Origin of the sequence: Shewanella maritima (assembly GCF_043643735.1) — a bacterium.
Classification (GTDB): domain Bacteria; phylum Pseudomonadota; class Gammaproteobacteria; order Enterobacterales; family Shewanellaceae; genus Shewanella; species Shewanella maritima_A.
Map to the genome: position 1 here is coordinate 253,130 of NZ_JBHZSM010000002.1, position 24,480 is coordinate 277,609.

A 24,480-nucleotide genomic window follows, 5' to 3' on the forward strand; every position below is an offset into this window, starting at 1 on the left:
AGAATTAAAGAGAAATTGAATGCCTTTTTTATCGCAAGTAGAACAAAGCTTACTTAAGGATGGATTAGATCTAGATGGCCTACAAGGTTATTTACAGCGAATTCATCAACATAATGTCGACTTTTCTGATTTGTATTTTCAAGGCAGTCGCCATGAGTCTTGGGTGTTAGAAGATGGCATCGTAAAAGAAGGTAGCTTTCATATTGAGCGCGGTGTGGGCGTTCGTGCTATTACCGGTGAAAAAACCGGTTTTGCCTATGCAGATGAAATCAATCCAATCGCATTAGATGCGGCGGTTGATGCTGCAAGAGGCATTGCCAGTGCCGGTGACTCTGGACAGGTTAATGCATTTTCTCGTACCCAAGCACAGAGCTTATACAACAGTGCAGATCCAATAGCAGCAATGGAAGAGGCCAAAAAAATTGATTTGCTCAAGCAGGCCGATGCATATATTCGCAGCTTAGATGAGCGCATTATTCAAGTTGTAGTGAGCCTGTCTGGAGTACATGAAGAGGTTTTAGTCGCAGCCAGCGACGGTACTTTAGCTGCTGATATTCGCCCGTTAGTGCGCTTTAATTGCAGTGTTATTTTAGAAGACCAAGGTAAGCGTGAACGTGGTAGCGCAGGTGGCGGTGGACGTCACGACTATAGTATCTTTTTACAGACAGATGAAAATGGCCTACCTCAATGCTTTGAGTTCGCTCGTGAGGCCGTAAGACAAGCGCAAGTTAATGTACATGCTATTGATGCGCCAGCAGGCGAAATGACCGTGGTACTCGGTGGCGGCTGGCCAGGGGTGTTATTACACGAAGCGGTAGGTCATGGTTTAGAAGGTGACTTTAACCGAAAAGGCAGCAGTGCCTTTAGCGGTAAAGTGGGCCAGCAAGTGGCTTCGCCTCTAGTGACGGTGATTGATGACGGCACTATAGAGCATCGTCGTGGTTCGCTGTCGATTGATGATGAAGGTGTTGCAACGCAAAAGACCACATTGATTGAAAATGGTATTTTGAAAGGTTACATGCAAGATAAATTAAACGCACGCCTTATGGGTGAGCAAAGTACCGGTAATGGCCGACGTGAATCCTATGCGCATTTACCTATGCCGAGAATGACTAACACCTATATGACAGCAGGTGACAGCGAACCGAAGCAAATTATTCAATCTGTTGAACAAGGCATTTACGCGCCTAACTTCGGTGGTGGCCAAGTCGATATTACTTCGGGTAAGTTTGTGTTTTCAGCTTCTGAAGCCTACCTTATTGAGAAAGGTGAGATAACTCAGGCAATCAAGGGTGCAACACTGATTGGTAATGGCCCAGAAGCCATGGGACAGATTTCCATGGTAGGTAATGACTTAAGCCTAGATAAAGGTGTTGGTGTGTGTGGTAAGGATGGTCAGAGTGTGCCTGTAGGTGTAGGGCAGCCGACGCTTAAAATTGACAGACTCACAGTGGGTGGTACCGCTTAACCATTAGCTATTAGGTGCGCTATTGAGTTGCGTGCTGTTACTTCAAGGTAGTTAATGTTCAAATGCTACCTTGAAGATTGATTATCTTAAACTTTTTTATCCAATTATCTGATATGTGACCGTGCTGGCTAGGAATGTCAGCATTAATCTATACAATGAGCTGTAGCGTTTGAGTAAAAACTCTAGAGGGTAGGGTGAGCCTTAAGTTGCACACGTTATATCAATTATCTACACGTTTGGCTGCTCACGTGACTGCTGTTTTGGCGACAGTTTCACTGCTTCCCGCGATTTTTTGTTCTCAAGCATTGGCGCAAACCCCACTAGAAACAGCACTCCAACGTGCGCCTGCGCAGCAAGCACTCGCATTTGATCAAGCATGGCAGCATTTACAACAAGTGAGCGACAAGCTGAAGGCTGATACACAGCAAGTGAATCGAGCGCAGGCGGAGCAAGAAGCGAGTCAGTCACTCAATTATCCATCGCTTGATATTGCGGGGAGTTATACTCGACTCGAAAAGCCCATTGAGCTGGATTTGCGCGATCTAAACCCGTTAGCAGCACTCGATCCGAGTACGTTACCACCAGCATTAGGCGATGCGATAGGTTTAATACCTGGCTCGTTATTTGTCACCCCATTTACTGAGCAAGATATTTTTCGAGCTAGCTTGCAAGCCATGTGGCCGATATATACTGGCGGAAAAATTACTGCAGCTCAGGGCATTAAAGCCGCACAAGTATCTGAGCAACAACAGCAGTTTGCTCTGTCTCAACGGGAATTGTTCAATCAGCTGGTACAGCGCTATTTTGCGGTCAATGTGACTAACACGGTTGCACATACACAGTCACAGTTGGTTGCTTCATTAAGTGAACATGCCGACCACGCCAGCAAGTTAGAACAACAAGGGCAAATTGCTAAAGTTGAGCTACTGAATGCACAGGTAGCATTAGATAATGCCAAGGTGCAAATGCGTCATGCTCAAAGGCAACATGAAATGGCACAAATTGCGCTGTCACGTATGCTGCAGCTCCCCCAAGTGCAGCCCGCATCGCATCTATTCGTGTTAACCAATCAACCGTCTTTATCTCAGCTCTCGTCGATGACGATGAATGAGCACCCTGCACTTAAATTATTGCAAGCCAAAGAAGCACAAGCTAATGGCCTCATTGCATTAGAGAAAGGTAGTTATTATCCCACAGTCTTTTTATACGGTAATTACACCTTGTATGAGGATGATAGTTTGTTCTCCAAAGTCGAGCCTGACTGGATGGTGGGCGTTGGCGTTAAGGTGCCTTTGCTTAGCCGAGATGGTCACAGTGGCAAAGTACAAGCTGCCCAAAGTGCGCTATTACAAGCTAGACACACTAAAGCGCAAACTCAGCAAGATTTAAGTTTGCTGGTGGATCAAACCTATCGGCAATTATTACAGGCCTATGAAGAAATCATCGCGCTGGATTCTACTTTAGCCCTCGCACAGGAAAACCTTAGATTACGTGAGCTTGCCTTTAATCAAGGTTTGTCTACCTCTATCGAACGAGTGGATGCCGAACTGAAACTCAATGGTGCTAAAACACAGCAGTTAGGCGCGCAATATCGTTATATTCAAAGTTATGCCATGTTGATGAGCCTTAGCGGTCAACTCGATGAATTTATTGCACGGGTGCAATATCAAGATGAACAAACAGCTCAAGGAGCAAAGCATGCAAGCCAATAGAATTATCGCAGTACTGACATTGGTTGTGTTGCTGTTGGTGTTAGCTTATGGCGTTAACCAAGCATTTACTGACAAACCTGTGATGCTGCAAGGGCAAATAGAAGCGCGAGAATACAATATTTCCTCCAAGGTGCCAGGCCGCATCGAACAAGTGATGGTGCGTAAAGGCGATCGCGTTACACAGGGTGATATCTTATTTGCCATCAGCAGCCCTGAACTTGATGCCAAGCTCATGCAAGCTGAAGGTGGTAGAGATGCGGCAAAAGCCATGTTGCAAGAAGCTGATAATGGTGCGCGTCGTCAGGAAGTGATGGCGGCAAAAGACCAGTGGCTTAAAGCCCAAGCAGCCACAGAGTTGATGGAGAAAACCTACCAACGCGTGGAGAACTTATTTACTGAAGGCGTTGTGGCAAGGCAAAAGCGCGATGAAGCCTACACTCAATGGCAAGCGGCTAAATATACTGAGCAAGCAGCACTTGCCATGTACAAAATGGCGGAAGAAGGCGCCCGAGAAGAAACCAAAGCCGCTGCCGCGGGTAATGCTCGTATGGCAGAAGGTGCGGTCAATGAGGTAAATGCCATTTTGGCCGATAGCCAAATGCGTTCACCAAAAAATGCCGAAGTCAGTGAAGTGCTGATGCAAGCGGGCGAGCTAGTGCCCAGCGGATTTCCTGTCGTGAGCCTGATTGATATGACCGATGCTTGGGCAACGTTCCAAATTCGAGAAGATCAGCTGCATCAATTTAAGCGAGGAGATACATTTACCTTGTATATTCCTGGTTTGCAACAAGCGCACTCATTCGAAGTGGTTCATGTGAGTGTCATGGGTGACTTTGCTACTTGGCGCGCCACAGAGTCAGGCCATGACTTTGATATGCGAACCTTTGATGTTGAACTAATGCCGACTCAGCCGATTGCGGATCTGCGCGTTGGCATGTCTGCGATCATTCGCCAATAAGGCGTTAAGATGAACAGCCTGATAAAGCGAGAGTGGTCAGCGTTATGGCAAGATCAGTGGCAATTAGCGCTGCTCACCTATTTGCCAGTGCTTGCGATCCTCAGCCTGTTGTGGATTTTTAGTGCTGCAATGCCAAGGCATATGCCTGTTGCCGTCGTTGATCTCGACAATAGCCAGCTCAGCCGAGAATTGACGCGTAAACTCAATGCCAGCTCCACTATTGCCAGTGTCAGTTATGCCAATCTTGCAGAAGCAAAAGCGGCAATGATGCAAGTAGATGCTTTTGCACTTGTGGTGTTTCCTGATGATATGCGCAAAGACTTACTTACTGGTCACAGCCCGATTATTGATGTTAGGTATAACAGTCAGTTCTTGCTGGTAGGTAAGTTGTTGTCCAGCCAAATACAACAAGGTTTAGGTGCAGGGCTTAAAGATGTATCGTTAATGGGGCAATACAGCCGCGGCGTGCCTAAGGTGCAAGCTGAGCTCAATCTCACACCGATTGCGATGCAAATTACGCCGCTTTATAACAAAAATAGTCATTATCAAGTATTTTTGATGCCAGCCATCTTGGTTGCCATTGTGCAAATTGTAATGATGTTGACCTTTGTAAATAGCTTTACCCGCGAGCTGCGACAAGATAGCGTTCAGCAGTGGCTGCAACATGGTCTAATACCTGCGATTGCAACAAAAGCTGCAGTCTATGTACCGTTAAGTATTTTGCAGTTTTGCGTGCTCAATGTCGTGTTATACCAATATTTAGGCTTACATATTGGCAGTGCGTTTGGTTTATTGTTAGTTGCGCAAACGCTAATGACGCTGACTATTTGGTGGATGGTGCTGGCTATCTTTTTATTATTGCAAGATAGCGCTCGGGTGGTGAGCTTTTGTGCTGCCTTGTTTGCGCCTGCTTTTCCTTTCATGGGCGTTACCTTCCCAACCCATGACATGCCTTTACTGGCTTTGTTATGGCGTCAGATCATGCCTTCAAGTCATTACATTGAACAGCACTTGGCAATAGTGAATTATGGCAGTGAGTTGTCATCCCTGTTGCCTTCATTTACCTCTTATGTAGGCTTTTTACTGCTCATGCCTATCGTGGTGTTAGGTGGTAGAAAGCTACTGGCTGCTAATGCCTCATCAGGCCAATGCTCAATAAATTCACAAGCAAGCCAAGGTGCTGAGCAACCAGGGAGACCATCATGAATTTTTGGTCGCTTGTCCTAGCTGACCTCAAGGCCATTGTGTCTGATAAAGCCATTGTGATTACCTTATTTGGCGGGGTGGCCTTTTATGCCTTTTTGTATCCGTTACCCTACTTACATAATGTGGCGACTGTGCAAGAGATTGTGATTGTCGATCACGATAAGTCTTCTTTGAGCCGAATGGTTATCCGTCATGCTAATGCCTCGCCAAAACTGCAAGTAGTGGGGCTAGTGGACTCTGAAGCAGAGGCAAAAAATTGGCTAGAGCAAGGTAAGACTAAAGGGATTGTTATTATCCCTGCCCAATTTCGTCAGCAGTTATTAATTGGCAAGGGTAGCACCTTGGTGATTGGTGGTGACGCTAACTATTTTCTGGTGTACTCGGCTATTGCTGAAGGCATGGTGGAAGTGGGGCTGGATGCGGCTAAACATATCCAATTTACTGCGATGCTCGCAAAAGGTGAGGATGCAAGACAAGCTGCACTGAGTTTACATGCATTAAAGCTAAACAGTGTGCCCGCATTTAATCCAAGCCTCGGCTATTTGAGCTACATTGTACCTGCAGTGCTGCTACTGGTATTGCATCAAACCATGCTGATTGGCACAGGTATTTTAGGGGCAGGGCAATGGCGAAGTCAGGGCTACTGGCAGCAAGTTAGCCCTATGCAATTACTGTTAGGGCGTCTGGCGAGTTTCAGTTTTATCTATGCCATGTTCAGCGCGTTTTACTTTGGTTGGTGTCATTATTATTACCAACTCACTGTAGTGGGTGAATTAGTGCAAGTGGCTATGATGCTGTTGCCATTCATTCTTGCAAGCGCTGCAGCGGGTATTGCAATGAGTTGTTTATACCAGCGTCGTGATTTTCCTACACAGGTTGTGCTGCTCATCTCAATGCCAATTATTTTTGCATCGGGTTTAGTTTGGCCTGTGACTCTGATCCCTGAGCCTTTAGTATGGCTATCGCAAATTGTTCCTGCAGTACCAGCCATTATGGCGATGACCCAACTGAATCAAATGGGGACAGATTGGCAGACTGTATTTCCACTTTGGCTGCAGTTGTGGGGCTTATTTATCCTATTCTTTGGCATAGCCTATGTGGGGATTGCGAATAAACAACAGCAGTATTCAACCCAACACCAGACTCATAGATAAACGCATGCTTGTTCTGACCGCTTGAGCAATGTAAATCTGAGTGATTATCTATCATGAATAGGTTTGATTTGTTGCAGTAAAGCCAGCGAGTTACTAAAGTACGTGTTGCTATATCATCCATAAAAAAGCCTCTGACCTAACGGTCAAAGGCTTTTCTGCATTTATTAGCTTAGGCAATCAACTGAAAAATTAATTACCCCAAGTCGCTAGAGCAGAGTCACGCTGAATGAATAACTGCTCTCAATGCCTTTCGGCGTGGTGACTTCTACTGTAACAGTACTTACCCCTGGGTCTGCGTCATTGGCTAACGTAAAGCCAGTCGACGAGCCACCATGTCGAGTGCGGTTGGGCACGGTATAACCATTAAAGGTTAGTGTACCTTCTGTCGCGGTGACATTAACCGTTGAACCATTAGGTAGCATTTGATTTGCACTGTCGGTTAACTGCACTGTGAAAACTGATGCAGATGCAGCAGGAATATCGACAATGTCAGTGGCAGGATCTGCAATTAGATTACCATCTTGTGATAAACCAAATACGGCATCAGAGCCAGACATGGTTAACACTAATGCAGTGCGAATATAGGTTTTGTTGGCTTGCCCAGTGCCACACAAGGCACCTTCACATTGTGGACCATTGAATAGCCCGTCTGGGCTTGAATATCCGCTCCCCGTGGTATTGAAGAAAGGCTCACCATCTTTACGCACACCCGTTTCGTCATCATCGCGGAAAGCATCGCCCAAATCGCTAAAGCCGTTAGCATGATAGGTTTCAATATCCATACCATTACCGGTACAAGCAATGGCTTGGTTAGTGTTATCTAAACAAGCTTCAGCAATAGCGTCACCATCGGCATCATCGAAGATGTTATTACCATTGGTGTCAAAGAAGGTTTCATGACCTAAAGCATACGCTAATATGGTGATACGGTGATCAGGCACTCTTGGGCTTGCAGAAGTCCATTCAACCGAGCATCGACCATTTTCAGTGCTGCATGATGGCTGAATTTGACCACCTTCAGTGGTGAAATTCACCGTTGTATCGTCTGGCGCGGGGTTACCAAAGCTGTCTGAAGCAAACACCGAAATCGTGACTTGTTCACCGTTATGGTCACCTGCTTCAGGGTTAAACTCAGTAGTGGAAATACTAAAGCCAAGTTGCTGTGGTAGGCCAGTATTCACGGTTAACTGCTCTGACTGGGTTGAAATGCTGGTGGTACCATCAGTCACAGTCGCAACCACTCGCACTGGTGTCGGCACAGTACCCGATTGTACTCGGGCGGTCACCACACCTTGCGCATTGGTTGTGCCTTGTGCAGTACTTGTTCCATTATCAAAGCCTAAGCCGCCCACAGTGGTGTCTAAACTAAAATCGACAGTTTGCTGGGCAATGGGTTGGCCATTGTTACCACTGACTAAGAAAGTCACCAATGATGACTCGCTTGAGCCCGTACCGCCTGCACCTTTAATACGAATTTGCGTAGGTTCAGCCGAGACAAAGCTAATATTTGATAACGTTTGCGGGTGTAAGCTGAAAGCCAGCTCAGCATTCAAAGTGGTACTTCCTACTACTGCTGTCGCGGTAATGGTTTCATCTCGTTGGCTATTACCGCTACATTGAATGTCGGTAAAGGTTGAACCTGCGGTACCAGAAAGCGTTGTAACCGGTGAGTCTAAGCTGGCTAATCCATCTGTTGAACATGCAGAGCTGAAGCTTACACTGGTTGGCGTCGTCAATATTTGATTAGTACCATCGGTATCTTGCAACACTATGGTAGCCGACACACCAAAAGTACCACCGGCACTAATAATGTAGTCACCATTAGCATCTGGGATTAAGCCTGTGGCCAGTTGTCCTTCAACGAATGCACCTTGTGCATCAAAATGCCCTATCTTTAACGTGCCTTCTGGTTCAATAGCATCGGCCGACAACACTTCATAGAAACTGGTGCCGCTGATGGTTTCACCTTGGTAAGTTGCTGAGGCAACAAGTGTTGTTGCACCTAACTCGCTCTCTTGTGGTGTATAAGAAACTGACGCAATACCTTCGTTATTTGTTAACGAAGTTGCGGGTGTGAGTGTGGCGCTGCCCGCTTGGAAAGTAATAAGTTGGTCGGCAACCCCTTGATTACTACTATCAACAAACTTCGCCAACAATTGCACCGTTTCATCGACTTTAAAGCGAGTGACAGTGCCTGTGGCATCTTCAATGGATGTGGTGATAGTAAAGCTTTCAACTGGGGGAAGAGTTATGCTTTCAGTAAATTCATAAGTGCGTTCATCGCTCACAGAGTCAGCGTTAGCGGGGGCATAAATGGCGGTTAACGTCCCTGCAATGGCGGTTTGATCGCCCGAAGAGACAATGGCTTTGGCTAAACCGTCATCGTTGGTGAGTGTCGTGCTAGGGGCAATGGTTGCGTTATCAGAGGAAAAATCCACTAACACACCAGAAAGTGCACTGCCGTCTTGTTGGACATTTGCTACGGCGCAGAAACGTTCATTGGCATCAAATACACGTTCTGAGGTGGCAGAATCACACTCGCCATCGACTACTGAGTAGTAGCTCAATGACAGAGTGTAATTTGACGGGTTGTCAGGATCTGGGGATGTGCCATCGGCAGCGCCGTTACATCCAGCCATTAATAAAACAGAAGCAATTGAAAACGACAGGGTTTTAAAAATTGTTTTTAGCCCCATTGGCAACATCCTTATTAACTGATTTTATTAGGTGTTATCTATTTCTGTATGCAGATATTTAAACAGCTCTTTTGAGGCTTTAGATTCAGGATCCTTTTGTAACTCTTTATTGGCCTGACGAACGAGTTGACGTAGTTTTTGGCGTTCTAGCTGAGGGTGTTCATCAAGCAAAGCTTGAATGTGGCTATCACCTTCGCTAAGTAAACGGTCACGTAACTTTTCAATAATCTGTACCTGAGCGGCTACATTATTATTCTTATTCAGTACTTTAGCCAGTGTTGCTTCAATTGGTTGGTGATCAAAGCCACGCATAAGTTTACCAATATATTGTAAATGTCGGCGATACGCTTCAGTTTTGGGCTTAATTGACTTGGTTTTAAGTACAGCATCGTAAAGGAATTCGTCTAATTCCATTTTATCGAGTTGCGATTTACTTAACGCAATCAACTTCATGCCAAGCGCTTGAGCTTGCTCACTTTCTTTTTTAAATTCGGTACGACTGACGTAGTCTTCGTCGTGGTCAAAGGGCTGCTGAAAGTGTTCAGAATCGCCAACAATCTTCATAATCATAAACCTCGGAAAAATATCCCTTAATGATAGCACTTAATTCAGCGCCATCAGAGCAAAATATACCGTACAAACCTTGAATTTAGCGATGGTTATCAAATCCTGAGTGAATTTGATATGCTTAAGTTAATTCGGTTAATAAAAGAGTATTTTTGTGGCTTCTCATCCTCATTCGTCATCGACATCTTCAGCACCTTCAACTCAAATTAGTTCTCAATTACCTGCATTAAAAGAAGCTGTCGCCGTCGCTCTCGACTATGCAAAGCAGCTAGGTACTTGTGCAGCTGAAGTTGCGATCAGTAAACAGCAAGGTTTATCAGTTTCAACCCGTGAAAAAGAAGTCGAAACTGTTGAGTTTACCAAAGATGGTGCCCTAGGCATTACGGTATTCCGCAATGGTTGCAAAGGTAATTCATCAACCTCAGATTTATCTCCACAAGCCATTAAACAAGCGGTTAAAGCGGCAGATGACATTGCTAAATTCACCTCTAGTGACCCATTTAATGGCCTCGCAGATGCTGAGTTAATGGCAAAAGATATTCAGGATTTGGAGCTATATCATCCACACGATATTGATGCCCAAGGCCTAGCGCAAATGGCCATCAACAGTGAAATCGCTGCGCTTGATAGTAGCGATCGTATTAAAGCGTCAGATGGTGCATCGGCTAATGCACATACTGCGGCTAAGGTATACGGTAACTCCCATGGTTTTCTAAGTGGTTATTGCAGCTCGCGTTACAGTTTAAGCTGTGTGGTGATTGGCGAAGAAGCAGACGGCAATATGCAGCGTGATTATGATTACACCGTTTCCCGCCAATTTGACCAGCTCTTGTCATCAGAAGCTGTTGGCTTGAAGGCGGCGCAAAAAACTATTGATAGACTGGATGCGCGTAAGATTGCTACCTGTAATCTACCCGTGTTATTTGCACCAGAAATTGCTACTGGGTTAGTGGGACATTTAGTGGGCGCGATTAGCGGCAGCAGCTTGTACCGTAAATCGAGCTTTTTAATGGACTCATTGGGCAAGCAAATTTTTCCTGATTGGTTCAATATTGAAGAGCAGCCTCATTTGCGTGCCGGCCTTGCCAGTGCTAATTACGACAGTGAAGGTGTGGCAACGCAGCTGCGAAACATCGTTGATGACGGGCATTTGGCGTCATATCTATTAACCAGTTATTCAGCTAGAAAATTAGCCATGAAAAATACAGGCCATGCTGGTGGTATTTATAACTGGACGCTGGCTCACACGGGGCAAACCTTTGCACAGCTGATTAAAGCAATGGATAAAGGCTTGATTGTGACTGAAGTGATGGGACAAGGCGTCAATCCTGTTACCGGTGATTACTCTCGTGGTGCAGCTGGATTCTACGTCGAGAATGGTCAAATTCAGTTCCCTGTTGAAGAAATTACCATAGCGGGCAACCTCAAAGATATGTTTATGGGCATACAAGCCGTGGCAAGTGATCGTGATTTACGCTCATCCATTCGCACCGGTGGCATCCTACTTAGCGAGATGAAAATTGCGGGTAACTAGTGTGTTAGTGGTGACAATCACTCAATAAGATTTAGACTGATTAACAAAGCCCTAAGCTCTGCTTAGGGCTTTGTTGTTTACGGCATTAAGTGAATGTTCGTTGTAAAATGTGAATGTACGTTTGCTTACGATTTTTAACAGTTAATAAACCATTGATAATCAGATTGTTACCAGGATTTTCGTTAAGCAAGTTATGAAATGCTTGCGTGTATTTACCTTAGGCTTTTTAATTAGGGAAATCATAACAACAATAACGATTAAGAGAACATCATGAAGCCATTTGCTTATCTTGTGTTATTCACCGCTTTTTGTAGTGTCCTCGTTGCACCACAACAGGCATTTGCGAAAGACAGTGCAACCTCTGCAAGCCAAACCAAACGACAAATCCCGATCGATCATAAAGTCGTGACTGAACATAAAACTAAAGTGAATGGTAAGCGCTTCAGTTACACTGCAACCGCAGGTACACAACCTGTTTGGAATGACGAAGGCACCCCGATTGCGACACTGCATTACACTTATTATCAACGTACTGATGTCAAAAACCGTGAAAGTCGACCATTGCTAATGTCGTTCAATGGTGGCCCAGGTTCAGCGTCAGTTTGGATGCATGTGGCTTATACTGGCCCACGCGTATTGAATGTGGACGATGAAGGTTATCCATTGCAACCTTATGGTGTCAAAACCAATCCGCACTCAGTGCTAGATGTTGCTGATATTGTGTACATCAATCCTGTGAACACTGGCTACTCACGGGTTTTGCCTGATAAAAATGGCAAGACGCCAAGTAAATCATGGCAAAAAGAGAAGTTCTTTGGTGTTAATGCCGACGTGGAATATCTAGCAGAATGGTTAAACACATTTGTGACCCGCAACGAACGTTGGCGTTCACCTAAATACCTGATTGGTGAAAGCTATGGTACAACCCGCGTATCAGGGTTAGCGCTAGAGTTGCAAAATAGACAATGGATGTACTTAAACGGCGTGGTGTTAGTGTCGCCAACAGATATTGGTATTGAACGAAAAGGCGCAGTAAAAGCGGCGAATCGATTACCTTACTTTGCGGCTACTGCATGGCATCATAAGGTGTTAGCGGATGATTTACAGAGCAAAGATTTATATCAGGTTTTACCTGAAGTAGAAGCATTTACCATCAATGAGTACCTGCCAGCACTGGCTATGGGCGGCTTTATTGATGCTGATAAAAAACAGTACATTGCTGAGAAAGTGGCACATTATTCAGGTTTGAGTGTGCAAACTGTGCTTGATGCCAACTTAGATATCCCGACTAGCTACTTTTGGAAAGAGTTACTTCGTGACCAAGGTAAAACATTAGGTCGTTTAGATTCGCGTTATTTAGGCATTGATAAACAAGTGATTGGCAGTAAGCCTGATTACAATGCTGAACTGACATCTTGGTTGCACTCGTTTACTCCAGCCATTAATGATTACATGCGTACCGAGCTGAACTATCAAACGGATATGAAGTACAACATGTTTGGCCCAGTACGTCCGTGGGATCGTACCAATAACAAAACGGGTGAGAATCTACGCCAAGCCATGGCACAAAATCCGTATTTAAACGTGATGATCCAAGCGGGCTATTACGACGGAGCGACAAATTACTTTGATGCTAAATATACCATGTGGCAGCTCGACCCAAGCAGTAAAATGCAACAGCGTCTTAGCTTTAAAGGTTACCGCAGTGGTCACATGATGTATTTGCGTGCTGAAGACCTACAGTTGTCGAATCAAGACTTACGTGAATTTATATTAGCAACCATGCCTGATGCAGACGCTGCGGCTAAATACTAATCGTCACTCTTCATAAATGAAAACAGGCGCACCTTGCGCCTGTTTTTATTACCACTTCAATTGAGCACTAAGCACTAAGCACTAAGCACTAAGCACTAAGCAGGGAGCTGGCGCTCAAATTAACTCGTTGCTAATTGTTGTCGATTACGTTTTGCAGACAGTTGCTGGCGCTGACGTTGCCAAAATAAATACAAACCAGTCACGCCTAAAATGACAGGCATTAACCCCATGATGCACCATAATATGCGGGTAAATAAGCCACCGAAATAGCCAAAGTGAAGCTTACGAAAACTATCAACTATCACATGCAGCATGCCAGCATCGCGAATATCGGTTTTCTCCAGTAGTTCACCTGTGGTTTTATCAAATTTCACAATGCTGGAATATTCACTGCTAAATAGGTTTTTATTATCCACTTCACCGTAGAAGGTAATATCGCGATCAGGCTCGTGGGGCATCGCAAGGTAGTTCGCTCGGTAAGAGGCTATTTGCTCTGCTGAACTCACTCGTAGTGCTTCAAATGAAATATCTGGGCTGTGCAGCGGTGCGACAATGTGGAAATGTTCGCCGTCAGCATGCTCAGTCACCTCATGAATAATACCGCTGATGTTCCAGTATGCCCCTGTGAAGGCGACGACGAGTAAAATAGGGGAAGCAGTGATGCCGACAAACTTATGAATGTCACTGAACAAGATCCGTTTAACGGCATTAAAACGCATCGTGAATAACTTTACCCAAAAACGTCGATAAAGCAGCATGCCACTTATGCCGAGAAACAACATCATTAGCGCACTCACAAAGGCAATGGATGCGCCTTTTACGTGCCATAAAAAGCTGTAATGTAGCTCTAATAACCAGTCAGTAATGTAATGCTGCATATTCTGCGGCGTAGACAGCAATTGTCCAGAATACTGATTAACGTATATTTTTGACCATTCATCCGTGCCATGTTTAATTAAATAACCCGCATCAGAGCGTTGTTTATCGTCAAATAATTCCCAACCACCTAACTCATATCCTGTGTGTTTAGTTAATACGTTTTGCATCAAGGTATCTAAACTTTGCCTTTGAGTATGTGGAGGCACATCAACACGCATATGTTCAGGACGGAGTAAGGAATCAATTTCAACTTTGAATACTAAAATACTACCAGTGATGGAAATGATCAGCAGTGGTAGCATAGCGATTAAGGCACTGTAAGCATGCCATTTAAATAAGGATTTTCTCATTGTCAGCTCTGGGTATTGGAGAGTTGAGCCCTTGCTGAATGGGACAGCAAGGGCGTTGCTGTTATAACTTCCAGCTTAAAGAAGCACTGTAGTTAGCGGGTGCCCCGTAATAACCTTGTGCCCAATAAAGGCTGGTGAGGTATTTCTCATCAGTTACGTTATTGGCATTCAAGGTAAGCTCAATATTGGGGGTAAATTGATAGCGTGCCATCAAGTCCACAATCGCATAAGCATTTTGTTCGGTAATGATGGTATCGCCTGCATTGTCAAAACCTTCACCAACCACACCTTGCTTGCGGAAAATATCATCCTGCCAGCGCATGTTGGCACCAATGGTGAGATCTTCTAGGAAAGGTAATTGATAGGTTGTGCCAAGTTTGAACAGCTTGCTCGGTGTGTAATTGGCTACCTGATTATTGTCGTCATTTGCTTCAATATCAAAGTCGGTATAGCCCAAGCTAACATTAAGACCATCATAGACTTCTCCGGCAATATCCAGTTCAAAACCTTTGCTTTCAATGCCATCTGCACCGTAATAACGCTGCTCAGTGGGTGGTAGCTCGGCTGTATCAGGATCCAGTGTGGCTAAATTGGTTTGCTTCACGTTGAAGTAAGCTAGTGTGGCGATTAATGCCCCATTAAATAAGCTGCTTTTTAGGCCGACTTCGGCACTTTCGCCAGTAACAGGTGCTAGGGTTTGGTCGTTAATGTCTAGCTCTGTTTGCGAGGTAAAAGTTTCTGTGTAACTGGCATAGGCGGATAACTCAGGCATAAATTGATATACCGCGCCTAAATATGGAATGAACTCACTGTCTTCAACATCTTGAATGTTTCCATAAGACTCACCTTGCGCTTTCCAGTCGTTAAAACGACCACCAATAATCACGTGCAGTGGGTCAAAAATATTGAAGCGACCCGTGATATATGCCGCTTTTTGCGTTGCTGTCACATCACTGCCGCGTAAACCATCTGCAAATGTTGGCATAGGCGTATTGCCATCCCAGGTATTGAGATCTGGCATTGGCGGGAAGCCATTACCCGTGGTGTAGTCGTATAGTGATGAGTCCGTGTATTTGACTTTGGCGTAATTTACCCCAGCGACCAACTGGTGGCTACGGCCGAATAAGTCAAACTCACCGTCAATGTATAAGTCAGCTAGATCATGTTTATCATCTAAATCATATTCACTGCCGTAACCGGTTAAACCAAGCTCAGTTTCTTTGTCTGGTGTGCCGTAGACATAGAAAAGCTCGGTGTCTTCATCTGTGGTTTTATGGGAGTAGGTTGCGCGTAAACGCCAGTCATCGTTAAAGTAATGGCTTAGCTCTGCCACAGTGTTGTGCTTGGTGACTTGCCAATTTGACCAGTTGGCCGATGTATTGGTTGAGCGGTCGTAATTGGTGGCACTGCCGTCGGTATAAAATAAGGGAAGTGCGCCCCAGTTATTGCCAGTCGCATCATTATCAATATAGCTGTGGCTCACTGATAAACTAGTGTTGTCGGTGATGTTGGCTTCAAGGAAAACATAGCCAATGGTTTTGTCTGTTTGGTAGCGATCCAGATATGAGTCTTTTTTCTGTTTAACCGCGACGGCACGCGCTGAGAAGTTGTCATTGATCACCCATGTACCATCGGCCTCAATGCGTTTGTTGTCCCAACTGCCATAGCTTGCTTGCAGTGCTAAGTTATTACTGTTTTGTGGGCGTTTGCGGATAAAGTTAATTGTTGCTGATGGATTACCTACACCTGTCATTAAACCGTTTGCACCGCGTATTACTTCAATACGGTCGTATATAGCGGTGTCTTCATCGGCATGGTTGTTACCATTGGTTAATGGCAGGCCTACGCCATCAATTTGGAAGTTAGTGACATCAAAACCTCGGGCTGTGTAATAAGTACGGTCGGTTTCAATACGCTCTACATTAATGCCTGTTGCTGTGTCTAATGCTGAGTTTATGTCATTGAGTTGGAAGTCTTCCAGTTGCGCACTGGTGATCACAGAAACCGATTGTGGAATATCGACAATATCAAGGTCTAAACGTGAAGCACCGCTGGCTTGGTGAGCATTATAGCCTTCAATATAACGTCCTTTGACTTCAATTTTCTCGATGAGTTGATCTTCGCTGGCATTGGTTTGTGCTGCAGAAGTCTCGGTTACTTCTGCCGCGATTGCTAGTGACGTGCTAAAAAATGCACTGCTGCTGATAGATAGAGCGATAGCTAGGCTAATGGGTGACAGTTTCATGGTGATATTCATCTTTGCTATATGGATGTGGCTGAGCAGCGCTCAACATTGGGTTAACACAAATGGTAATTAAAATTTGCAAAGATCTAAATAAAAATAATTATCATTTACATTTGTAGCCTTTTGTAAATAATGACCTTGTTATGAGTGTGGCTTCAGAGGAGGTATGTGCTAGCTAAATCAAATTAATTAGCAGGCACAAAAAAGCCATCAATATGATGGCTTTGTTTTATACCAATCAGCACAAGTATGTTCACTTATTTATGCCGATTGGTTTTACTGAGTTTGCGGCAGAGTATTAAGCCGTTTGATAATTACTCAAAATCTTGCCCAAATTAGCAGATGCCTGTGCTAGATCTTCAACACCCACTGACGATTGCTGTGCCAATTCTCGAATTGTGGTTGATTTTACGCGGATTTCGGTCAGCTCCTGTGCAATATCGTTGGCCACTGAGCTTTGTTCTTCCGATGAAGTCGAGATTTGGAAGCTCATGTCCATAATTGAACCCGATGATTCAGTGATGGCATTAACGTCAGTACCAATATTGCTGATCAGCTCGCTACTGCTCTGAGCTTGTTTCACTGTATCTTGCGTAATGCTGTCGATGTTACGGGTTTCTGATTGTAGCTGTTCAATCATCGACTGAATTTCAACTGTGGCGGATTGTGTGCGGCTAGCTAATGTACGAACTTCATCAGCAACGACCGCAAAGCCACGCCCCATTTCACCTGCACGTGCCGCTTCAATTGCAGCGTTTAATGCCAATAGGTTTGTTTGTTCAGAAATAGCATTAATAGTGGTGATCACTTCATTAATCTTGGTGGCATTCTCTTTTAAGGTATGCACCGAGTTAGAGGTGTCTTCGATGTAATTTGAAAGCTGCTCAATCTCATTAATCGCCATTTTTACGCGGCCATAGCTTTGTTTAGTATATTCAGAGTCTTGCTCAGCTTGGGCCGTGGTATTACTGGCAATATTAGATACTTCAGCCGCCGATGCTGTCATTTGTTCCATTGCCGTGGCAACAGAGTCCAGCGATGCATATTGTTGATCGATTTGCTCAGCACTTTGTCTGGTTTCATCTGCAATTGAGTTCGATGCTGAGTGCAAGGTTTCTGTGTTTTGTTTCACGGTAACAACCAGCTCAGTTAAGGTGTCCATGGCTTTGTCCAATGCACAACCTATGGTGCCGAATTCATCACGGCCAGGATGGAAGCCGAGTCGAGAAGTTAAGTCACCGTTACCAATTTTAACTGTCGTATCCCATAGCACCCATAACGCACCACCGATGAAAGTCGCATTCCAATAAAGCACTAATGCGAACGGCAGCGCCCATAAATAGCTAAGTAGCAAGGAGTAGAATGCACTTTGCTTAGCTTGTTTTTCTTCTTGGCTAATAGAGGCTGATAAGCTGAAATATTGGCCTTGGTTCATTACCACGCCAGTCACTTGGTTGCCGTTATGGTTGCTCTCGGTATTGCGGCTCTGTAACTGCAACCCGTAATGACTGGCTTGGTCTAGCTGATCGAGTCGGGTCAATGTTTCTAAAATACCCGTGGCTTTTTGCTCCAAAGCGAACTGAGATTGTTGTTCAATCAGGTCGACCTTGTTGAAATAACTACTGATACTGACCGCAGAGAGAATAAGCAGGAAAAGAGCAAAAATACTCCAAAATTTGTCATTGATAGACATCTTGATAAACAACTTATCAATATTACGAAATTCCACCTGTTTCATAGCTTGGCTGGCTCCAAATTGTAATTGCTACTGAGATAGTAGTTGAGCAAGTGAGTGATTGAAATAGACAAGTTGAGGTTTATGTTGTTTTTTTGAGGTGATTGTTGCTTGTTAAGGTGTGCTTGGGTTGGTTTAACCCTGATGTTTAACAAATGTCTGTATTGCTGTTCTTATCTTAGTATTTGTTTTGGTAACACTAAATGTCATAGGTTTTTGATGCTGTTTCATAAATGATTATTACATATCTATTTATGTGTAAAATCGTGACTTTTTGGTTGTTTACTTTTGATGTCTGTTTGTAAATTGAGGCTGCAGGATAACTTTAAGATTGAGACGTTAGAGTAGGGCCGTTAGGGGGAACTGAGTACGATAGGGGCATATGGCCTTTTATTTTAGCGCTCACTAACTTACTCTAGATGTTTAAAGATAACCAAGCTATTAAATAAAAAGGACTTTTATGGCTCGTGTATTCAAAATTACAGTGGCAGTGGCCTTAATTGGATTGTTTATCGTTTTACTTATTCCTGCCAAAGAAGTTGACCCTTCATTGATTTCACCCATGCAGCAATCTATTGAGCAATCTCAGCGGGTTGATTCTGGCAACTTGGATGAGCTAACACATGCTCAATCTGTCGCGAAGTCTACTACTGAACCACCTACAGCTGAAGAAGCAATGTTTGCTTGTCTGCCAGATCTTGAGTCTATTACAGATAGTTTTGTTGATATAGAAAACATTAAGTTGAGGCAACAACATCGTATGCAAAGATTAGCTGAGTCAACGTTGGAAAGTGATCGACTCGCTTACGCTATGTTTAATCAAGATCAACCTGGCTTAAAACCTGATCCAGATACTTTGTTTGAGCTGTTTGAAAATGGCAGTGATAACCCATTACTTGCTAAAGAATTGATTCAGCAATGTACCCAAATTCAAGATGCCAGATGTACCAATGAGTTAATAGAACTTGCCATAAGTAAAGATAAATACAATGGTGCAATTTGGATTGAAGCAATTAATTATTATGCCAAAAATGACAATGATGAGGCTGTATTGGCTGCAATCGACTCTCTATTGAGTGCGCCGGGGTATAATGAACGCTGGGGAGAAAAGCTTATCTATTATGTCAATGCGATGGCTGCCCAAGGGGTTGATGTAAGGATGAGTACGATTGATGCTATTGGTAAGTCTGCTGCAACAATGTTTGGCGGAAGTGCCTTAGAATGGTGTAAGGCTCAACATCAAGTCAGGAGCTTACAAGCATGTGAGAGACTTGGGCAGACAATGTTTGATAGAGGTCGTACTAAAATAACAAAGGCGATAGGTGTCGGCATTTTACAAAACTTTTATGAGGCTCAAGGTGACACACAAGCGGTTGATGAATTACGTCAAAAATTTAAAGAATCGTACAAGCCAAAGCTCCAATCAAATCAGTCAGTTACTTCGCTAATGCAATTATTAGATGAGCGTTTATTACTCAGTTGGTTAAATGGTCTTGATACATTAGGCGAGTTGAAGGCACATCAATTGATGAGTGAAGAGGCGGAATTCTTATATGAACTGAATGAGCATCAGATGTGTAGCTGGATTTATAACGTGCTGATGTCGATTACTGATTCGGACTAATTTGAAAAGTGTTCAATATGTTCGTGCTTAAAAAGCGTATTTGAGTATTAAAAGGGAGCGACTGCTCCCTTTTAAGTGGCTTATCAACTAACTGCTAGTTTAATCGATTAATCCATATTGCTGTTTTAAGATGGCGACGATATCAGCCTTAGGGTTGGAAGACAGTTCAATCTTGTTACCCGTCACTTTCTCTGCAACACCTGTGTAAGTGCGCGATACGTTCATCATTGCTTCAAGCGGTAATGCGTTATCGCGGGCTAATGCTTCACGTTCATCCATACGGTCTTTGTTAAGTAAGATGTCAGCATCATCAAAGTGGTTTAGTAGGAATTGACGGAAGCCTTCTTTTGAGTTTTCAATCACTTTGCCATCACGGAAAGCAGCACCATCCCAAATACGGGATGAATCTGGTGTGCCCACTTCATCCATATAAATCAGCTTGGATTGGCCGTTACTGTCAGTGACATAACCAAACTCAAATTTGGTATCAACGAAAACTTGGTCCAGTTTGGCCAGAGCATCTGAAATAACACCAAAACCTTGTTTAAGCAGCGTTTCGTATAAATCGATATCTTGCGGCTTTTCGAAACCGAATGCTTGGTAGTTTTCTTCAATATTCTGACGAGAGATATTGACATCATCTTGTGCAGGTACGCCTGGAATACCGGTTAAAATACCTTTGGTTGATGGCGTAATCAGCAGTTCAGGCAGTTTTTGATCTTTGCTTAAGCCTTCAGGCAGGGTGATACCACAAAACTCGCGTTCGCCTTTCTCATAAGCACGCCACATAGAACCTGTGATGTATTGACGGCAAATGGCTTCAACTTTCACAGGTCGCGCTTTTTGCACAATCCACACAAATGGGTGTGGGATATCGAGAATGTGGCTATCTGCTAGACCATTTTCTTTAAACAGCTTGAACCAATGATTTGAAATCGCGTTCAGTGCCGCCCCTTTCCCAGGAATACCTTTTAAGCCTTCTTCACCATGGAAAATACAGTCAAATGCTGAGATACGGTCACTGATCACCATGATGGCAAGTGGTGTATCCGCTGGCACATCGTAGCCTTTTTGGTCAATCAAACGGCGGCTATCGGCCTCAGTTAACCAATATACACTGCGCACTTTACCGCTATGTACAGGCTTGTCGGTGCGAATTGGTAGATCGTTATTCACTGCTAAAACTGAATCAGCAAGACTCATGACGAGTGTTCCTCTAGAAAGATGCTAGTCGGGGGATCATTAATGGCGGCTATTTTACCTGTAATCAGTGGCTTTACCACTTAAACACAGGCCATAAATAGGCTTTTTGGATATATGAACAATCCTGTGATTTAGGGCATACCACAGGGTGAGTAAGCTGCAGTCAAATTACTGGTTTTTTGCCATAAAAAAATGGAGCCAAAAGGCTCCATTTTTAAGTATTTAACTTGTTAGCCGTTATCACGTGGCTTACGTGGACGACGGTCGCCAGAAGGGCGGTCGTTACGATCGCCGCGAGGACGACGGTCATTGCGGTCACCACGAGGGCGACGGTCATTACGATCACCACGAGGACGACGCTGGCGTTGCTCTGGGAACGCTTCACCATCCGCTTCACGGATGTTCAATGGACGACCACATACACGTACTTTTCTCAGGTGACCTAATACGTCTTTTGGCATGCCATCTGGTAAGTCAACGGTAGTGACTTGATCAAATAATTGAATTTGACCAATGAAACGGCTTTCAATGTTAGCTTCGTTAGCAATTGCACCTACGATATTACCGACACCTACACCATTTTCACGACCTACATCAATCACATAACGATTCATTTTCACGTCTGGATTGTCTTTAAGGCCGTCAGCTTTACCGAAGCTTGTTGGCATTGGGCGACCACCACGTTCACGGCGTTCACCACGTTCGCCACCACGCTCACCACGACGGTCGTCGCGAGAATCACGGTTGCGTTCTTGAATTGGAGGAAGCTGTAGAGGACGCTCTGCTTGAACCTGTTGCAGTAATGCAGCAGCTAATAAATCAGTATCGATTTCTAGCTGAGTACATAAATCGGCAACTGCCGTCTTCATGAAGTCAATATCACCATTAATGGTTTCTTGGATTTGCTCACCTAAGCGTGATAAACGACGTTCTGCAACGGTTTCAGGGCTTGGGATCTTCATTGGTGAAATACGGCTGTTTGTTGCACGCTCAATGGTACGTAACATACGCATTTCACGGTGAGTAACAAACAAGATTGCCATACCAGTACGACCTGCACGGCCAGTACGACCAATACGGTGAACATAGGCTTCAGAATCATAAGGAATATCGTAGTTTACAACGTGACCGATACGCTCAACGTCTAAACCACGAGCTGCAACGTCAGTTGCAATAAGAATGTCTAACTTGCCACGTTTTAGCTGCTCAACGGCACGCTCACGGGCTTGCTGGTTCATGTCACCGTGTAGTGGTGATGATGCATAACCACGCGCTTCTAGCTTTTCAGCTAGCTCAACACAGCTGTTACGAGTACGCACGAAGATGATAATACCTTCAGTATTTTCAACTTCTAACACACGTACTAATGCTTCAAGTTTGTTGTGCTGAGACACTTGAACAAAACGTTGTTCAATTGATTCAACTGTTGTGTGGCTTGCTGCAATGCTGATGTGAACAGGCTTATTTAGGTGCTTGTTAGCAACACGCTTAATTTGCTCTGGCATTGTTGCCGAGAAAAGCGCTAACTGGCTTTCAGCAGGCTTGTGCTCTAGTACCCATTCGATATCGTCGATGAAGCCCATTTTTAGCATTTCATCTGCTTCATCAAGTACTAATGCTTTTAATGCATCAAGCTTTAATGTACCACGACGCATGTGGTCCATAACACGACCGGGTGTACCCACAACCACTTGAGGGCCACGACGTAGCGCACTCAGTTGTTGATGCATGCTTTGACCACCGTAAATAGGCAGTACGTGGAAGCCTTTCATGTGTTTTGCATAGCTACCAAATGCTTCAGCAACCTGTACAGCAAGCTCACGTGTAGGAGCAAGTACAAGGATTTGAGGCGCATTTAGTTTTTGGTCAACGCTATTTAGTAGTGGCAGTGCGAATGCACCTGTTTTACCAGTACCTGTTTGCGCTTGACCTAAAATATCTTTTCCTTCCATTAAAGGATCGATACTTGCAGCCTGAATTGGCGTTGGTTTTTCGTAACCTAGATCGTCAAGGGCACGAAGCAAATTCTCGGATAAACCAAGTTCGCGGAAAGTTCTTTCATCGGATGACATTGAGTTGTTGCCTTGTGGATGCGCACGAAAATATCAAATTCGCGCTGGAGTTTCACAGACAGAAAATCAACCCCGTGTCGATTTCCCGTTTCAAAAAGGGCGATATTATAGCAACCTATATCTCATTTGGCTATTAAAATCGTTGGTCTTATTAAAAAGTGGCCTGATTTTTGATTGTATTGCTAAACCCATATGGCAAGTTATTGTCGATATCTTAAAATGCGCTTTAAGAAGACGGTGCGACAATGTCGGCTGCCTTGATCTGTAATGTTGCCATTGCAGTTTCAATTGTAGCTGATAAAAATGACCAGCTAATAATATCTGCAGTATCTGTTGTTTGATGATAGTGCTTGTGTGGTGGTACACCGTAATACACCCAAGGTATATCGGCTTTGTGGAATGGATAATGATCCGATGCCCGTAACCAATCTGTTCGATTTAGTTGACCTTTCTTGAACATACTGCGGCTATTTCGAATACATAATTGACTCTGCTGATAACGTGCATCCTTGAATTGCTCAAACTCAGTTAAGTTGTTATCGCCTTCGATATAAATACGTTGAGCTCTCGGTGATGTGCCTATCATATCTAAATTTACCGCGAGCTCAATTTGCGCCTGTTGTTGCGCGGCAAATTCTTGTAATGCTTCAACAATGGCATAACCGCCATGGAGTCCATTTTCTTCAGCATCTGTGGCTACTAATAATAAATTAACCTGCTCACTCATTCGGGTGAGTGGCCAATGTTGCGCTATCGCCAGTAACCCCGCCACACCGGAAGCATTGTCGTCTGCACCGTTATAGATTCGAGAGCCACGTTTGCCTAGATGGTCATAATGCGCCGTGACAATTCGCCAGCGTTTACTGGGGTGTTTAGCCAAGCTGACGCCTACCACGTTAATACCTTGGCGGGTTGAGAATTGATGCGGATAATCAAAGGGGTGGTTGTAACGCGAGTTGCTAGTGGTATTGCTAGTATGTTCTAGCTCGGGGGTTGAGGAAGGTATCGACCAAACAGTTAAGCCTATTTCTTGATAACGACGGTTTAAATAATCTCTTGCAAGTTGAGCGCCCACTTGGTTGGTTTTGCGACCTTGCATGCTATCGCTACTGAGTATTGTTACATCGTTTTTCACTTGAGCCTGATCCACCCAAACATGTTCAAGGGGCAGGTTACAGGGTTGCTGGTTGGCACAGGCGCTCAACGCCATACTGATGAGGAGCACAGCTAAGGTTTGGCGCATATTCCTTTGCAGTCGCATT

The 24,480-nt window shown here is 44.3% G+C and carries 16 protein-coding genes; 8 read left to right on the forward strand and 8 right to left on the reverse strand.

The genetic code is table 11. From position 1 onward, the window contains the following. The first annotated feature begins 19 nt into the window (after positions 1–19). From tldD to ACHUGF_RS03280, 5 genes are all read left to right on the forward strand, one after another. Positions 20–1,468, forward strand: a complete 1,449-nt coding sequence (tldD, locus tag ACHUGF_RS03260; protein ID WP_394129347.1) for a metalloprotease TldD — start codon at positions 20–22, stop codon at positions 1,466–1,468. 305 nt (positions 1,469–1,773) lie between these two features. Continuing rightward, positions 1,774–3,180: a TolC family protein gene (locus tag ACHUGF_RS03265; RefSeq protein WP_394129541.1), complete on the forward strand. Its 1,407-nt coding sequence runs from the start codon at positions 1,774–1,776 to the stop codon at positions 3,178–3,180. After that, positions 3,167–4,138: an HlyD family secretion protein gene (locus tag ACHUGF_RS03270; RefSeq protein WP_394129348.1), complete on the forward strand. Its 972-nt coding sequence runs from the start codon at positions 3,167–3,169 to the stop codon at positions 4,136–4,138. The genes ACHUGF_RS03265 and ACHUGF_RS03270 overlap by 14 nt, the downstream gene beginning before the upstream one ends. A gap of 9 nt (positions 4,139–4,147) precedes the next feature. Continuing rightward, positions 4,148–5,344, forward strand: a complete 1,197-nt coding sequence (locus tag ACHUGF_RS03275; RefSeq protein WP_394129349.1) for an ABC transporter permease — start codon at positions 4,148–4,150, stop codon at positions 5,342–5,344. Then, positions 5,341–6,498, forward strand: coding sequence for an ABC transporter permease (locus ACHUGF_RS03280; protein WP_394129350.1), 1,158 nt, complete (start codon positions 5,341–5,343; stop codon positions 6,496–6,498). The genes ACHUGF_RS03275 and ACHUGF_RS03280 overlap by 4 nt, the downstream gene beginning before the upstream one ends. 206 nt (positions 6,499–6,704) lie before the next feature. Here the strand turns inward: ACHUGF_RS03280 and ACHUGF_RS03285 are convergent, their stop codons facing one another. Together ACHUGF_RS03285 and yjgA are read right to left on the reverse strand one after the other, a co-directional pair. Further along, positions 6,705–9,194: an Ig-like domain-containing protein gene (locus ACHUGF_RS03285; protein ID WP_394129351.1), complete on the reverse strand. Its 2,490-nt coding sequence runs from the start codon at positions 9,192–9,194 to the stop codon at positions 6,705–6,707. A 27-nt stretch (positions 9,195–9,221) separates the two neighbouring features. Continuing rightward, positions 9,222–9,758 (reverse strand): ribosome biogenesis factor YjgA, encoded by a 537-nt coding sequence (gene yjgA, locus ACHUGF_RS03290; RefSeq protein WP_394129352.1) that lies wholly within the window; start codon positions 9,756–9,758, stop codon positions 9,222–9,224. Positions 9,759–9,915: 157 nt separating this feature from the next. On the opposite strand from yjgA, the gene pmbA reads away from it, so the two are divergent. Together pmbA and ACHUGF_RS03300 are read left to right on the forward strand one after the other, a co-directional pair. After that, positions 9,916–11,295: a metalloprotease PmbA gene (gene pmbA / locus ACHUGF_RS03295; protein ID WP_394129353.1), complete on the forward strand. Its 1,380-nt coding sequence runs from the start codon at positions 9,916–9,918 to the stop codon at positions 11,293–11,295. A 270-nt stretch (positions 11,296–11,565) separates the two neighbouring features. Then, entirely contained in the window at positions 11,566–13,110 is a 1,545-nt protein-coding gene (locus ACHUGF_RS03300) for a S10 family peptidase (RefSeq protein ID WP_394129354.1), read from the forward strand. A 119-nt stretch (positions 13,111–13,229) separates the two neighbouring features. Here ACHUGF_RS03300 and ACHUGF_RS03305 read toward each other — a convergent pair whose 3' ends face one another. The 3 genes from ACHUGF_RS03305 to ACHUGF_RS03315 form a co-directional block, all read right to left on the reverse strand. Beyond that, on the reverse strand, positions 13,230–14,339 hold the full coding sequence (locus tag ACHUGF_RS03305) for a PepSY-associated TM helix domain-containing protein (protein ID WP_394129355.1): 1,110 nt from the start codon (positions 14,337–14,339) through the stop codon (positions 13,230–13,232). A gap of 61 nt (positions 14,340–14,400) precedes the next feature. After that, positions 14,401–16,584, reverse strand: a complete 2,184-nt coding sequence (locus tag ACHUGF_RS03310; protein WP_394129356.1) for a TonB-dependent siderophore receptor — start codon at positions 16,582–16,584, stop codon at positions 14,401–14,403. Between the two features lie 298 nt (positions 16,585–16,882). After that, a complete protein-coding gene (locus tag ACHUGF_RS03315; RefSeq protein WP_394129357.1) occupies positions 16,883–18,322 on the reverse strand; it encodes a methyl-accepting chemotaxis protein in 1,440 nt (479 codons plus the stop codon). A gap of 457 nt (positions 18,323–18,779) precedes the next feature. On the opposite strand from ACHUGF_RS03315, the gene ACHUGF_RS03320 reads away from it, so the two are divergent. After that, positions 18,780–19,943, forward strand: a complete 1,164-nt coding sequence (locus tag ACHUGF_RS03320; RefSeq protein ID WP_394129358.1) for a hypothetical protein — start codon at positions 18,780–18,782, stop codon at positions 19,941–19,943. A 99-nt stretch (positions 19,944–20,042) separates the two neighbouring features. Here the strand turns inward: ACHUGF_RS03320 and ACHUGF_RS03325 are convergent, their stop codons facing one another. The 3 genes from ACHUGF_RS03325 to ACHUGF_RS03335 form a co-directional block, all read right to left on the reverse strand. Further along, positions 20,043–21,146 (reverse strand): phosphoribosylaminoimidazolesuccinocarboxamide synthase, encoded by a 1,104-nt coding sequence (locus tag ACHUGF_RS03325; protein WP_394129359.1) that lies wholly within the window; start codon positions 21,144–21,146, stop codon positions 20,043–20,045. Between the two features lie 230 nt (positions 21,147–21,376). Further along, positions 21,377–23,218, reverse strand: a complete 1,842-nt coding sequence (locus ACHUGF_RS03330; RefSeq protein ID WP_394129360.1) for a DEAD/DEAH box helicase — start codon at positions 23,216–23,218, stop codon at positions 21,377–21,379. 226 nt (positions 23,219–23,444) lie between these two features. Next, positions 23,445–24,479: a M28 family peptidase gene (locus ACHUGF_RS03335; protein WP_394129361.1), complete on the reverse strand. Its 1,035-nt coding sequence runs from the start codon at positions 24,477–24,479 to the stop codon at positions 23,445–23,447. Between the last annotated feature and the right edge of the window lies 1 nt (position 24,480).

Excerpts from the sequence above, each read along its gene's own strand:
- tldD (WP_394129347.1), top strand. The coding sequence starts at position 20 with ATGCCTTTTTTATCGCAAGTAGAACAAAGCTTACTTAAGGATGGATTA.
- ACHUGF_RS03270 (WP_394129348.1), top strand. The coding sequence starts at position 3,167 with ATGCAAGCCAATAGAATTATCGCAGTACTGACATTGGTTGTGTTGCTG.
- ACHUGF_RS03275 (WP_394129349.1), top strand. The coding sequence starts at position 4,148 with ATGAACAGCCTGATAAAGCGAGAGTGGTCAGCGTTATGGCAAGATCAG.
- ACHUGF_RS03280 (WP_394129350.1), top strand. The coding sequence starts at position 5,341 with ATGAATTTTTGGTCGCTTGTCCTAGCTGACCTCAAGGCCATTGTGTCT.
- ACHUGF_RS03285 (WP_394129351.1), bottom strand. The coding sequence starts at position 9,194 with ATGGGGCTAAAAACAATTTTTAAAACCCTGTCGTTTTCAATTGCTTCT.
- yjgA (WP_394129352.1), bottom strand. The coding sequence starts at position 9,758 with ATGAAGATTGTTGGCGATTCTGAACACTTTCAGCAGCCCTTTGACCAC.
- ACHUGF_RS03300 (WP_394129354.1), top strand. The coding sequence starts at position 11,566 with ATGAAGCCATTTGCTTATCTTGTGTTATTCACCGCTTTTTGTAGTGTC.
- ACHUGF_RS03305 (WP_394129355.1), bottom strand. The coding sequence starts at position 14,339 with ATGAGAAAATCCTTATTTAAATGGCATGCTTACAGTGCCTTAATCGCT.
- ACHUGF_RS03310 (WP_394129356.1), bottom strand. The coding sequence starts at position 16,584 with ATGAAACTGTCACCCATTAGCCTAGCTATCGCTCTATCTATCAGCAGC.
- ACHUGF_RS03315 (WP_394129357.1), bottom strand. The coding sequence starts at position 18,322 with ATGAAACAGGTGGAATTTCGTAATATTGATAAGTTGTTTATCAAGATG.
- ACHUGF_RS03320 (WP_394129358.1), top strand. The coding sequence starts at position 18,780 with ATGGCTCGTGTATTCAAAATTACAGTGGCAGTGGCCTTAATTGGATTG.
- ACHUGF_RS03325 (WP_394129359.1), bottom strand. The coding sequence starts at position 21,146 with ATGAGTCTTGCTGATTCAGTTTTAGCAGTGAATAACGATCTACCAATT.
- ACHUGF_RS03330 (WP_394129360.1), bottom strand. The coding sequence starts at position 23,218 with ATGTCATCCGATGAAAGAACTTTCCGCGAACTTGGTTTATCCGAGAAT.
- ACHUGF_RS03335 (WP_394129361.1), bottom strand. The coding sequence starts at position 24,479 with ATGCGACTGCAAAGGAATATGCGCCAAACCTTAGCTGTGCTCCTCATC.